The sequence below is a fragment of the Streptomyces sp. NPDC059092 genome (genome assembly GCF_042756365.1).
Classification (GTDB): domain Bacteria; phylum Actinomycetota; class Actinomycetes; order Streptomycetales; family Streptomycetaceae; genus Streptomyces.
Genome location: NZ_JBHZEJ010000009.1, coordinates 1 through 12,744, shown reverse-complemented (window position 1 = coordinate 12,744; position 12,744 = coordinate 1). Strand labels below are relative to the sequence as shown.

Annotated in this window: 10 protein-coding genes and 1 pseudogene; 5 read left to right on the top strand and 6 right to left on the bottom strand. The window is 72.3% G+C overall.

Annotated features, from left to right (window positions below):
- Positions 1-60: 60 nt before the first annotated feature.
- Both ACFXPL_RS07910 and ACFXPL_RS07905 read left to right on the top strand, forming a co-directional pair.
- Entirely contained in the window at positions 61-1,629 is a 1,569-nt protein-coding gene (locus ACFXPL_RS07910; RefSeq protein ID WP_384914239.1) for an HtaA domain-containing protein, read from the top strand.
- A 73-nt stretch (positions 1,630-1,702) separates the two neighbouring features.
- Positions 1,703-3,310 (top strand): HtaA domain-containing protein, encoded by a 1,608-nt coding sequence (locus ACFXPL_RS07905; RefSeq protein ID WP_384914236.1) that lies wholly within the window; start codon positions 1,703-1,705, stop codon positions 3,308-3,310.
- A gap of 110 nt (positions 3,311-3,420) precedes the next feature.
- Here ACFXPL_RS07905 and ACFXPL_RS07900 read toward each other — a convergent pair whose 3' ends face one another.
- Together ACFXPL_RS07900 and ACFXPL_RS07895 are read right to left on the bottom strand one after the other, a co-directional pair.
- Positions 3,421-5,742, bottom strand: coding sequence for a Tat pathway signal sequence domain protein (locus ACFXPL_RS07900; RefSeq protein WP_384914233.1), 2,322 nt, complete (start codon positions 5,740-5,742; stop codon positions 3,421-3,423).
- A 355-nt stretch (positions 5,743-6,097) separates the two neighbouring features.
- Positions 6,098-6,620 (bottom strand): annotated as a pseudogene (locus tag ACFXPL_RS07895) (aldo/keto reductase); the annotation flags it as partial.
- Between the two features lie 179 nt (positions 6,621-6,799).
- On the opposite strand from ACFXPL_RS07895, the gene ACFXPL_RS07890 reads away from it, so the two are divergent.
- A complete protein-coding gene (locus ACFXPL_RS07890; RefSeq protein WP_384914230.1) occupies positions 6,800-7,507 on the top strand; it encodes a PhzF family phenazine biosynthesis protein in 708 nt (235 codons plus the stop codon).
- 15 nt (positions 7,508-7,522) lie between these two features.
- Here ACFXPL_RS07890 and ACFXPL_RS07885 read toward each other — a convergent pair whose 3' ends face one another.
- Both ACFXPL_RS07885 and map read right to left on the bottom strand, forming a co-directional pair.
- Entirely contained in the window at positions 7,523-8,191 is a 669-nt protein-coding gene (locus tag ACFXPL_RS07885; protein WP_384914227.1) for a heme oxygenase (biliverdin-producing), read from the bottom strand.
- 208 nt (positions 8,192-8,399) lie between these two features.
- Positions 8,400-9,257, bottom strand: a complete 858-nt coding sequence (gene map, locus ACFXPL_RS07880; RefSeq protein WP_384914224.1) for a type I methionyl aminopeptidase — start codon at positions 9,255-9,257, stop codon at positions 8,400-8,402.
- Positions 9,258-9,334: 77 nt separating this feature from the next.
- Between map and ACFXPL_RS07875 the strand changes: the two genes are divergently transcribed.
- Positions 9,335-9,592 carry a hypothetical protein gene (locus tag ACFXPL_RS07875; RefSeq protein WP_384914600.1) on the top strand — a complete coding sequence of 86 codons (258 nt, stop codon included), beginning with the start codon at positions 9,335-9,337 and terminating at the stop codon, positions 9,590-9,592.
- A 68-nt stretch (positions 9,593-9,660) separates the two neighbouring features.
- Here ACFXPL_RS07875 and ACFXPL_RS07870 read toward each other — a convergent pair whose 3' ends face one another.
- Both ACFXPL_RS07870 and ACFXPL_RS07865 read right to left on the bottom strand, forming a co-directional pair.
- Positions 9,661-11,040, bottom strand: a complete 1,380-nt coding sequence (locus tag ACFXPL_RS07870; protein ID WP_384914221.1) for an MFS transporter — start codon at positions 11,038-11,040, stop codon at positions 9,661-9,663.
- Between the two features lie 156 nt (positions 11,041-11,196).
- A complete protein-coding gene (locus tag ACFXPL_RS07865) occupies positions 11,197-11,808 on the bottom strand; it encodes a hypothetical protein (RefSeq protein WP_384914218.1) in 612 nt (203 codons plus the stop codon).
- 135 nt (positions 11,809-11,943) lie between these two features.
- Here ACFXPL_RS07865 and npdG point away from each other — a divergent pair, with 135 nt between their 5' ends.
- Positions 11,944-12,690, top strand: coding sequence for an NADPH-dependent F420 reductase (gene npdG, locus ACFXPL_RS07860; RefSeq protein ID WP_384914215.1), 747 nt, complete (start codon positions 11,944-11,946; stop codon positions 12,688-12,690).
- Positions 12,691-12,744: the final 54 nt, after the last annotated feature.

Genomic DNA, 12,744 nt, shown 5'->3' with positions numbered 1-12,744 from the left:
ACCTCGGTTGCCAGACCTCGGGCTGTCTCACGTCCAGAGTCCAGATGCGGGAGTGACCCCATGCTGTCCTTCAGACCCGTACGCCCGTTCCGCGTCGGGTTCTCCGCCGGACACCCCGGCACGTTCCCCGTCACGTTGCTCGTCGCGCTCCTCATGGCGCTGCCGGTGGCGCTGCTCCCGGCCGCCGGCGCGCACGCGGCGGACCGTACGGTGCAGGGCGGCAGGCTGGACTGGGGCATCAAATCCTCCTTCCTGAGCTATGTCACCGGGCCTGTCGCGCAGGGCAGTTGGGGCCTGACCGGGGGAGCGGCCACGGTGGGCGGCCAGTTCCGGTTCCACTCGGCGACCGGTTCGTACGACCCGGACAGCGGCGCCTTCCGCTCCGCCTTCTCCGGCGGCGTGCGCTTCGCCGGCCACCAGAAGTCCGACGGCTCGCACGAACTCGACCTCAGCATCTCGCGCCCCACCGTGCGGATCTCCGGCGGCAAGGGCACCCTCCACGCCGACATGGTCAGCAAGGCGAAGAGCTCGGGCAAGGTCACCACGTCCTCCCAGGTCCCCTTCGCCTCCCTGGACCTCTCCGGCATCGACATGCGCGGCGGCTCCTCGCCGATCGCCCTCAGCGGCGTCCCCGCGACGCTCACCGCGCAGGGCGCGGCGGCGTTCGCCGGGTACTACACGGCCGGTACGGCGCTCGACCCCGTCAGCCTCTCCGTGGACGTCGCCGCCGCGAAGAAGACGGCGGAGCCGGCGCCGGAGACCGAGGCCGCCGAGGAGAAGGAGGAGGGTGCCGGGACGACCGCGAAGCCCACGACCGCCGCACTCCGGGACGCCGCCGTCGACTGGGGCGTCCGCCGTACGTACCGCGAGTACGTCACCGGCTCCATCGCCCAGGGCGAGTGGACGCTCGGCGACGGTGCCCAGGACGGCGGCGCGCTCTTCCGCTTCCCCCGGGGCAAGGGCTCGTACGACGCGGGAAAGGGCACCCTCGACGCCGACTTCGCGGGCAGCGTCCGCTTCACCGGCACCCGGCTCGATCTGACGCTGAGCGAGGTCGCCGTGGTGGTGAAGGACGGCAAGGGCACGCTCTTCGCCGATGTCACCGACACGGCCGAGGGCAGCCCGCCGCGCAAGGCCGTCCCTCTCGTCACCTTCGCCGCCCAGGACTTCACACCGGAGGACGGCCTCGCCTCCCTCACCGAGACCCCCGCGAAACTGACCGAACAGGGCGCCAAGAGCTTCGGCTCCCTCTACCCGGCCGGTACGGAGATGGACCCCGTCTCGCTCGCCGTCACCGTCGACGCGAAGGCGAAGCTCCCCGCGCTGCCGGACCTGGGCAGCGACGCGGCGACGGCCACCCCGGCGCCCTCGCCCACGCCGTCCCGTACGGAGTCCGCCGCGGCCAGGACCGACACCGGGTCGTCCGTGTCGTCCGTGTCCTCCGTGGGGGCGGGGACGTACACGGCGATCGGCGCCGGAGTGGTCCTGGCCGCCGGACTCGCGGTCTTCCTCGCACGCGGGCGGCGCGCGGCCACGGCGGCGGACAGCGCCCCCGGTTCCCCCGGTTCCCCCAGCTCTTCCGGTCACTCCGGTTCCTCGGGCCCGTCGGATCCGTCGGATCCGTCCTGACGGTCCGCCTCCCCCGCACGTCTCGCACGCGTTCGTGCCCTCCCGCATCACACCATCGAGGAGTATCCCGCCCATGGCAGCCACTCGCCGCCCCATAGCTCTCGCCGCCGCCATCGCCACGGCGGTCACACTCGGCGCGACCGTGCTCACCCTCCCGGCGCTCGCGTCGGGCGGCCTCAACGCCGCCCCGGCAGCGGCCCCGGCAGCGGCCCCGGCCGCCGCGCCTGCCGCCGCGCCGAACTTCGTACTGAAGGACGGCACCCTGGACTGGGGCCTGAAGGAGTCCTTCCGTAAGTACGTGACGGGCATCGCCGCAGGCGCCATCACGCCGTCGGACGGCGCCACCCAGGCCACCGGCAACGGCCCGTTCACCTTCGTCAACGGCACCGGAACGTACGACTCCACGAGCAACGACATGGCCACGGCGTTCGACGGCGGCGTCCGTTTCTCCTCCACCGCCCACGGCTTCGACATCAAGATCGCCGACATCAGACTGGTCACCTCGGGGACGAGCGGCGCCATCGAGGCCGACGTCACCCTCAACGGCGCCACCCAGCCCGACATCGAGCTGGCCTCCGTCGACCTGACGGGCATTCGCCCGGAGAACGCCGACGGCACGATGGTCTTCAAGGACATCCCCGCCAAACTGACCGCCGACGGCGCCAAGGCGTTCAACGGCATGTACGCCGAAGGCACGGAGCTGGACAAGGCGACGCTCTCCGTCGGTTACGAGGCGGCCACCTCCTCCCCGACCCCCACGCCCACCCCGACCCCGACGGCGCCCCCCACCTCCGAGGCGCCGAGCACCCAGCCGACTCCGACCCCGACTCCGACCACCCGGCCCACCCGGTCGGCCGGGCCCACGGCAGGCCCGAGCGTCACGGCCTCGGAGCCGGCCCCGTCCACCGAGGACGGCGCGATCGCCGACGGCAACCTCGACTGGGGCGTGAAGGAGTCCTTCCGGTCGTACGTCACCGGCCCGATCGCCTCCGGCAAGGTCGAACTCGGTGACGGCGCCACCCAGCCCGCCGGCGCCGCCTACCGCTTCCCGAAGGCCACCGGCGACTTCGACGCGGCCGAGGGAACCCTCGACGCCTCCCTCGGCGGTACGGTCCGCTTCCTGGGACACAAGGAGTCCGACGGTACGTACACACTCGACCTGCGCCTCAGCGGCCTCCAGGTCAAGGTGAAGGACGGCAAGGGCACCCTGGTCGCGGACGTCTCCACCAAGGACCGCGCGACGCACAAGGTCTCCTCGTACAAGGACCTCGTCGTCGCCACCCTCGACGTACCGGCCGCGCCGCCGGCCGCCAAGGACGGCGTCGTCACCCTGAAGGCCGTGCCCGCGACGCTCACCGCCGACGGCACCAAGGCGTTCGGCGGCATGTACCCGGAGAACACCGCCCTCGACCCGCTGACCCTCACGATCTCCCTCGACGCCGACGCGAACCTCCCCGGCGCCACGGGCGGCACGACGGGCGGTACCACCGGCGGTACCACGGGCGGCTCGGTGGGCGGCGGAACCGTGGGCGGTTCCACGGGCGGCGCCCTGGCCTCCACGGGCTCCGGCCTCCCCACGGGCGCCCTCCTGGGCGCGGCGGGCGCGATCGCGGCGGCGGGCGCGGCCGCGGTCCTCGTGGCTCGCCGCCGCGGTGAGGCGCTGGGGGAGCCGACGGCGTAACACTCCGCCGGCACAACGGAGTTCGAAGGCCCCCGGGACCGATATGGCCCCGGGGGCCTGAGCCGTACCCGGCCCTTCCCGCGTACGGCGACCACAGGAGAACCCAAGGGTTACGGGAGACCCCAGGCGGTGCCCGGTTCCGAGATGCCGACCGGCGCGATGACCAGGTCAGGCCGGGCCCCGGAGTGGACCAGCACCTCACGGCCCTTGGGCACGGTGATGGCCAGCGTGCCGTTCCCCAGGTCCTCCGTCCTGGCCGGTGTGCCGTCGTCGAGCAGCACCGTGAGGGTGCCGGTCAGACCGTGCTTGAGCTTGAGCGGCTCGCCCGCCAGGCTCCTGACCCGGATGAACCGGGTGACGCCCGCCTCGCGCACCGCGCTGACGAGGAACGCGCCCTGCGTCCGGAAATCGTGCAGGGTGACGTCCTTCCAGGCGTCCGGGACGGCGGGGAAGACCCGGACGGTTCCGCCCCAGCTCTGGCAGAGCATGTCGTGCAGGGACTGCGAGGCCGACAGCGGCGTCTCGATGACCGGTCCGGCCTCGGTGTAGTGGGTGTTGGCACGGCAGGGGAAGCGGGTGGTGGGGTCGAAGAACAGCTCCAGATAGCTGAGCGCGGTGTTCCCCCGTCCCGCCATCGCGTACAGCGAGGCGGCGCCGGTGTAGCTGTAGCCGCGGTGGGCGCCGGTCAGCGCGTGCCAGTGGACGAGCGACTTCTCGATCAGCTCGCGGTTCTCCGGCTGGTCCCAGTTGACGAGGTAGAGGGGATACACCATCAGCAGGTGCGAGTAGTGCCGGTGCGACTGGGCGTACGGCGTGTCCGCGCCGATCATGAAGCCGTTCTTGTCGGTCGGGTACGGCGTGAGCCGGGCCAGCACCTCCTGCCACCGCGGCTTCAGCGGATCGTCGACACCGAGGCGTGCGGAGGCGTCGAGGAGGGTCTGGCAGCCCCACCGGATCAGCGCGAGGTCGTAGTTGGTGTCCTGCGGCGGGACGACCGGGTACTCGGGGGAGAGCGTGCTGGGCAGATGGAGTTTGCCGTCGCTGCCCGGAGTGAGGAAGTGCAGGTAGTAGTTGATCGCGCGGCGCAGCAGCGGGAAGAGTGTGTCCCGCAGCAGCGTCCCGTCCATGGTGTGCCGGTAGCTCAGCCACACGTTGTGCAGCGCCCAGGTCAGGTCCCCGACCTCGGCGCCGCTGCCCGGGGTTCCGACACTCCGGGTGGCGAACATGTCCGAACTGCGGCCCACCCCGGCGCTGTCGGCGCGGTAGGCGGCGGGCACATTGGCGGTCAGCCGCTCCTGGTTCTGGCGGAGGGTGGCGGTCAGCGAGTCGAGTTCCAGATGGTTGGAGCCGTGGATGAGCCAGTACTCCAGCTGGACGTTGAGGTTCCACCACACCGCGGGCCACGGTGTGGGCTCCAGCCACGGCCCGGAGGTGGCCATCACCGGGGTGCCCGCCCGGGTGGCGCAGGCGACCTTGTAGAGCTGGATCCAGTAGAAGCTCTGCAACCGCTCGTCGGGCAGGGAGACGAAGCTCTTGCGGTAGAAGTCGTGCCACCAGCGGAGGTGCCCGTCGCGGAGGGTTCCGTACGCCTCGGCCCGCTGGATCTTCCGGAGCGAGACGGCCGCCGCCTCGCTGGTGGAGGGGTGGCTGTGCGCGACGCTGAGCAGGAACACGTCACCGGTCTGCCGGTAGGCCGTCGCGGTCTGACCGCCACCGGTGAGCGGCTGGAGCACCTGCTTGACGCCGCTGGTGGTACGGGTCGACCAGGCCGGGTTGGCGACGTAGTCGGCGGGCGGCTCCTCACTGATCTGCCGGGGGCTCATCGCCGCCTCGGGGTGGAACGTCCAGCGGACCCGCTCGCCGCCGCCCGCCCGCACCCGGGCGACGAGGATCTCGTCGTGGATGAAGACGGTGAGGGTGAGCGTGCCGGACGAGGTGGTGACCGTACCGCTGAGCTCCGCGTTCCACAGGCTCAGCCGCCAGTCGACCGCCGTGATGGTGCCGACCGGGTCGAGCGTCAGATGCCCCACCGGCAGCCGGCAGGTGCCCCAGCCGCTGCCGAGGGCGGGCCGGTGGTCCTGCACCCGCCCGTGCTGGACGGTGAAGCGGATCTTGTTGGCGTCCGGCTCCTTGTAGACCATGCTGCCCAGGAGCCCGTCGCCCAGGAACGGCCCCTCGTGCCACAGGGCGGGCAGCCGGCTCCAGACCAGGTCCTGCCGGCGCAGGAAGCCGGCCCAGTCGCCGCTGCCGGACATGCGGTTGCTCAGCTTCCACGGCTGCGCCCGCGCCGCCTCCGCCCCTGTCGCGGCGCCCCCGGCGGCGCCCGGCTCCGCGTGGGCGGTCCCGGGCAACGACGCGAGCGCCGCGCCGCCCAGCGCGGAGCCGAGTACGGCTCTGCGTGTCGATAAGACCTTTCTCGGCTGTGAGGTCATGCGTGTGCCCTCCATGCCTGATGGACCGTCAATACATCGGGTGTATTGCGGGAACGTACGGACTGGCTGACTGCCTGTCAATGGATGAGGCGGCGCCAGGTGTGGTGTCAGGCGTGGATTCAGCCGCAGTTTCTCTCGACACATCGGATCTATGAATCAGGGTGTGTGCCGAGGGCGCGTACCGGGGGGGCCGGGTGCGCGCCGGAGGGGTCCGGGGGCGCCCCGGGGCGCGTTGGGCACCCTGGGGCCGGCCCTCCAGCCCTGGTGATCGCGATGCCGCGCCGCTGTGTACCGGATGCCGCTCAGGGCGGGCCGACGGGAACGCGCGGCGGTTCCGCGAGCGGCCCGGCCGTGCCCTCAGGCGGCGGAGGGCTCGTCGGGGCGGCCACCCACTGCGCCTCGACGATGTCCGAGGCGGGAAACGTCGAGGCGCCGATGGTCCGGACCTTGCCCGCGCGCACGAGGTCCGTGAGCGCCGAAAGCGTCTCCTCCACGTCGGTGTCCGGTGCGGGCCTGTGCACCTGGAACAGGTCGACGTGGTCGGTCCCCGGGCGGCGCAGCGAGTCCTCCGGCGCGCGGACCGGCCGGCGCCGCGAATTGCCCTGCTGGTTGGGGTCGTTCCCCATCGGGAGATGGGCCTTGGTGGCCAGCACCACCGAGTCCCGGCGGCCTTTGAGGGCCTTCCCGGCGATCTCCTCGGACTCGCCGCGTGAGTAGGCGTCGGCGGTGTCGACGAAGTTGATGCCCGCGTCCAGCGCCTTGTGGATGATCCGGACGGAGTCCTCGTGATCCGGGTTCCCCGCGGCGCCGGACATCATCGCGCCCAGGCGGTACGGGCTGACCTTGATGCCGGTCCTGCCCAGTGTGCGGTACTTCATGGAGCTCCCTCTGCGTTGGCTGTCCGCTGCCGCCCGCTGTGGCGCGTAAACGGAACGCCGTTCGACTTCGGCAACGCGGAACGCCGTTCCGCTTTGCGGGGTGAAGGGCCGCGGCCGGCCACCGTGCCCACCGCCGGGGGTGCGGGTGGGCCAAGGGCGGGTGATGTTTGAATGCGTGCGTGACTGTGACTGTGACTGGGGCTGCGACCCCGACCCCGACCCCGACCGTGGCCGACATCGACGTACTCAGCGTCTTCTGCGGTCCCGACGGCCGGCACGGCAACCTGCTCGGGGTCGTCCGCGAGGGGCGGCACCACCCCGACCGGGTGGCGCGGCAGGCCATCGCCGCCGGACTCGGCTACAGCGAGACCGTGTTCGTGGACGATCCCGACCGGGGCGTGGTCGACATCTACACCCCCGGGCTGCGGCTGCCGTTCGCCGGGCATCCGCTCGTCGGCGCGGCCTGGCTGCTCGATCTGGAGGCGGTGAACCCGCCCGCCGGGGAGGTCTGGGTGCGGCAGGACGGCGAGTTCACCTGGATCACCGCGCGCCCCGAGTGGGCGCCGCCGCGCACGCTGGAGCGGTACGCCTCCGCCGCCGAGGTCGACGCGCTGCCCGGGCCGCCGCCCGGCGAGGGGTGGCTGTACGCGTGGGCCTGGGAGGACGAGGCCGCCGGGCGGGTCAGGGCGCGGGCCTTTCCGCGCCGGGACGACGGCATCGTCGAGGACGAGGCGACCGGCGCCGCCGCCCTGCTGCTCACGGCGCGGCTCGGCCGTGCGCTCAACATCACGCAGGGCCGGGGTTCGCAGCTCATCACCGCCCCCGGACCCGACGGGACCATCGAGCTCGGCGGGCGGGTGCGGTTGCTCTCGGAGCACGCCCGCTGAGCGCCGTACGTACGGCTACGCGCTCAGCGGGAACTCCGCGCCCAGCTCCCGGAACACCGCTCCGTTGAAGTCGAACGCCCGCTTGCACTCGTCGATGATCCGCTGCTTCTCCAGGTCGTCCGCCGCGACCGCGTCCAGCAGCTCCCGGTATCCGCGCTTGAAGGCGGCCGGGTTGGAGATCCCCTCGAAGACGTAGAACCGTACGCCGTCGCTCTTGTGGGCGAAGCCCCAGGTCCTCTCCGCCTTGTCGCGGATGATCTGGCCGCCGGAGAGGTCCCCGAGGTAGCGCGTGTAGTGGTGCGCCACGAACCCACCGGGCCACTCGCGCGCGCACTCCTCGACCCGCGCGGCGTACGCGGCGGTCGCGGGCAGCGGCTCAAGCCCCGTACGCCAGTCGGCGCCCCGCAGGTGGGCCAGGTCGCGCTCCAGCTCGGGGGTGCGCGCCAGTTCGTTCTGTATGAAGGGCCCGGCGACCGGGTCCTCTCTCAGCGTCTCGGAAGCGCCCTCCAGTGCGCGGTACACGAACCAGAGCTGCTCCGTGTAGCGGGTGTACGCGTCCACCCCGAGCCGGCCGCCGAGGAGGTCGCTCATGAACGACGACGTCTCCGCCTCCGTGTGCTGCTGGTGCGAGGCGACCCGGATCAGCGTGGAGAAGGGGGTGGCGGTGGTGGCGGTTGCGTCCAAGGCGGGCCTCCGGAGACCGAGGGGGACGGGAAGGACGGACTGGCGCCGGGTCCGGCGTACGTGCGTAGGCACGGACGGCCGCCATGACCGATACTCTTACTTAGGCTTACCTAAGTCAATGGTTCCCGACGTCCTGTCGGTAAAAACGTAACCCCGGTACCGCCACAGGGCAATACCGGGGTTTCGCGTGGTCAGGCGTCCGCGCGGCTCACGGCAGCGTCAGGATCTCCGCGCCCGTCTCCGTCACCACGAGCGTGTGCTCGAACTGCGCGGTCCGCTTGTGGTCCTTCGTCACCACGGTCCAGCCGTCGGCCCACATGTCGTGCTCGTACGTGCCGAGGGTGAGCATCGGCTCGATCGTGAACGTCATGCCCCGCTCGATCAGCGTGGTGGCGTGCGGGCTGTCGTAGTGCGGGATGATCAGCCCGGAGTGGAAGGACGAGCTGATCCCGTGCCCGGTGAAGTCCCGGACCACGCCGTAGCCGAACCGCTTGGCGTACGACTCGATGACCCGCCCGATCACATTGATCCTGCGCCCCGGCCGTACCGCCTTGATGGCGCGGTTCAGCGCCTCGCGCGTCCGCTCCACCAGGAGCTTCGACTCCTCGTCGACGTTCCCGCAGAAGTAGGTGGCGTTGTTGTCGCCGTGCACCCCGTTGATGTACGCGGTGACGTCCAGGTTGACGATGTCGCCGTCCTGGAGCACGGTCGAGTCCGGGATCCCGTGGCAGATGACCTCGTTGACCGAAGTGCAGAGCGACTTGGGGAACCCCCGGTAACCGAGCGTCGAGGGGTAGGCGCCGTGGTCGCACATGAACTCGTGCGCGACCCGGTCCAGCTCGTCCGTGGTCACGCCCGGCGCGATGAGCTTCGCGGCCTCCTCCATCGCCTGGGCGGCGATGCGTCCGGCGATCCGCATCAGCTCGATCGTTTCGGCGGTCTGCACCTCCGGCCCGGTGTACGGGGTGGGAGCGGGCTTCCCGACGTACTCGGGGCGCCGGATCTTTCCGGGGACGGAACGGGCGGGAGAGATCTCCCCTGGTGCGAGCAGCGACTGGCCAGACATGCCAGCGAGTCTATGGCAGGGCTCAACCGGTCCAGGTGGGGCAGCATGACGTCAGAGGACAGAGGAAGGAGCCGATGATGGCCCTGTTCAAGAAGCGCACGGTCGGCAAGCCCGGCGAGTGGTACTACTGCCTGCTGCACCAGAAGGTGGAGGAGGGGCCCGAGTGCCCCGCCAAGGACCGCTTCGGGCCGTACCCCAACCGCCAGGAGGCGGAGCACGCGATGGAGACGGCGCGGGAACGGAACCTGGAGTGGGAGACGGACCCGCGCTGGCACGACGCGTCGAAGAGCGGCCCTGACGGACCTGAAGGCCCCGATGGGCCTGAACGGGCCTGACGGGCCTGCGTGGGCTGTGGGATGAATCCGGGCCGTCCCGCCGTCCGGCTCTCGCGGACCGCGCCGGCTCAGGGCGCCGCCGTCTCCGTACCGGGAGCGGGCGTACCGGGAGCGGTGGCGCCCGGCACCGCCGTCCCCGTCGCCGTCCCCGCGACCGCCCCCGGAGCGGACGCCTCCTTCTGGGCGCGGCGGCGCAGCGCGTCCTCGTCCGTGTCCGCGTCGTACGTCACCAGCCTCGGCAGCACCGCCGCCAGCAGCCCCACCGTCGCCAGGCACGCGATCCCGCCACTCCAGACCGCCGGCCTGGTCCCCGTCCAGCCCGCCATCGCGCCCGCGCGCACCTGGCCGAGCTGCGGGCCGATGCTGTACGAGAGCACCTCGATGCCCGCGAGCCTGCCGCGCAGCTCCTCCGGGATCGTCTGGTTCCAGATGGTCGAGCGGCCCAGCCCGCTCAGGGTGTCTCCCATGCCGGCGAAGGCCAGGCAGACCAGTACCAGCCAGATGTTGGAGAACCACCCGGCGGCCGTGATCGCCAGCCCCCACCCGGCGGCGCCGAACACCACGAAGAGGCCGTGCCGCCGCACCCGGGAGGTCCAGCCGCTGGTCACGCTGAGGATGACCGAACCGACCGCGCCCGCCGCGTACATCAGCCCGAGCGACCAGGGCGCGTCCAGTTCGTCGGCGAGGAAGGGGAAGATCGCGTTCGGGAAGGCGAAGAACATCGCGGCCAGGTCGATCGCGTACGTCCCCAGCAGCACCGGCCGGCTCCACGCGTAGCGCGCGCCCTCCGCGATGCCGCGCAGCGACGGGCGCTCGGCGTCGTGCGCGGCGGGCGCGGGCGACAGGCGCAGGCAGAGGAGTACGGAGGCGGCGAAGCCCAGGATCGTGATCCCGTACGCGGTGGCGTGACCGGCGTACGCGACGACCACGCCCGCCACCGAGGGGCCCGCGATCGTACCGAGCTGCCAGCGCGCCGCGTTGAGCGCCGCCGCCGCGGTGAGCTGGTCGTGCGGCACGATGCGGGCCATCAGCGAGTCGAGCGCGGGCCGTTGGAGCCCGGCGAGCGCGGAGACCCCGGCGGCCACGACGTAGAGCGGCCACAGCATGGGCTGCGGCAGCAGGGCGTTCAGCAGCAGGAGGGCGGCCAGCAGGCCGAGCCCCGCCTCGGTGAGCAGGATGACGCGGCGCCGGTCGACGGCGTCGGCGAGGGCCCCGCCGTACAGTCCGAAAACGATCAGCGGCACCAGCTCCACGGCGCCCATCGCGCCGACGGCGAGGGGGGATCCGGTGAGGTCCTTGATCTGGAGCGGCAGCGCGATCATCGCCATGAAGCTGCCGAAGGTCGTCACCAGCCCCTGCACCCAGAGCAGCCGGAAATCCCGGGAGGAGCGGAACGGGGAGAGATCCGGCAGGATCGAGCGGATCGAACGGAGAGGGGCTGTGGTCACGAGAGGCCATGGTGCGTGGGGTGGGGGTGTTACGGCAAACCGATCGTGTGACGCGCCCGGGGAGGAGCGGGTGGCTCCACGGGGAGGCCAGGTGGCTCAACGGGCGGGGCCGGGCGGCCCGTCGGAGACCGTGCGGCTCACCAGGGAGGTCGCGGTTCACCAGCGGGCGGGCGGCGGCGCCGTCAACTGGTCCGCCAGGCGCGACAACCGGTCCCGGAAGCGCCGCCGGCCGCGTGACGCGGGCAGGGTGTTCTCGCCGGTGGCGGCGGCCACCAGATGCTGCACGGTGTCCAGGTCCACGCCCTGTGCCGCGTCCGCCACGGCCACCGTCAGCGCGTCGTGCGCGAGCCCCCGTACCTCCGCGTCGCCGCCGTCCAGCGACAGCACCGTCGCCCCGGCGCGCCGCGCGTCGTGCACCCGCTCCAGCAGCCCGCCGTCCGGCCGTTCCGGCGCCACGACGAGCAGGGTCTCACCCCGGCCCGCCGCCTCCAGACGGCCGAGCCCGACGGCGAGATGCGCCGGATCGCCGGGCCGCACCCGGTGGCGTACGAGGGTGGGGTTCAGCTCCGGCTGACCGGACCAGGCCGCCTCGTCCACCAGATGCGCGGCGAGGTGCCACGGCTCGTACGCCTCGGTCCCGACCAGCAGCAGGCCGCCGCCGTGCGGTACGACGGAGGAGCGCAGCGCCCCCGCGAACCGCCGGGTCGCCGACGGCCACTCCGTACCGGTGAGGACTTCGCGGAGCAGTGCGACGCGTACGGCATCCATGGGCCCGCATCCTGCCGCAGGAGGGCGCCGGGCGTGGCGGATCCCGGCACGTCTCACCCGAACGGGGACCGGGGGCCCGGCACCCGGCGAACGGGGCTGTCGGAAGCCCCGGTTACCGACCCGTAGAGTCTGACCATGACTTCAACGGACAGTGGCAGCACGCCGAACCAGCCCGCTCAGCCCGCGGCCAGGCCCGCCGCCAAGGACCCGTGGGACCTCCCCGACGTCTCGGGGCTGGTCGTCGGCGTGCTGGGCGGTACGGGGCCGCAGGGCAAGGGGCTCGCCTACCGGCTGGCACGGGCCGGACAGAAGGTGATCATCGGGTCCCGGGCGGCCGAGCGGGCCGAGGCGGCGGCGGCCGAACTCGGCAACGGCGTCGAGGGGGCCGACAACGCCGACTGCGCGCGCCGCAGCGACCTCGTCATCGTCGCCGTGCCGTGGGACGGGCACGCCAAGACGCTGGAGTCGCTGCGCGAGGAACTGGCGGGCAAGCTGGTCGTCGACTGCGTCAACCCGCTCGGCTTCGACAAGAAGGGCGCGTACGCCCTGAAGCCCGAGGAGGGCAGCGCGGCCGAACAGGCCGCCGCCCTGCTGCCGGACTCACGGGTGACCGCCGCCTTCCACCACCTCTCCGCGGTGCTCCTCCAGGACGCGGAGGTGGAGCGGATCGAGACGGACGTGATGGTGCTGGGCGAGGCACGCGCGGACACCGACCTCGTCCAGGCGCTGGCGAGCCGGATCCCCGGGATGCGCGGGGTTTTCGCGGGCCGGCTGCGCAACGCCCACCAGGTGGAGTCGCTGGTCGCCAACCTCATCTCGGTGAACCGCCGTTACAAGGCCCACGCGGGGCTGCGGATCACGGACGTCGAGTCGGACGCGTAGCTCCGGCGACGGCGACGGCACGACGAGGGCCTGGTGCCCGGCCCGGTGAGGGGC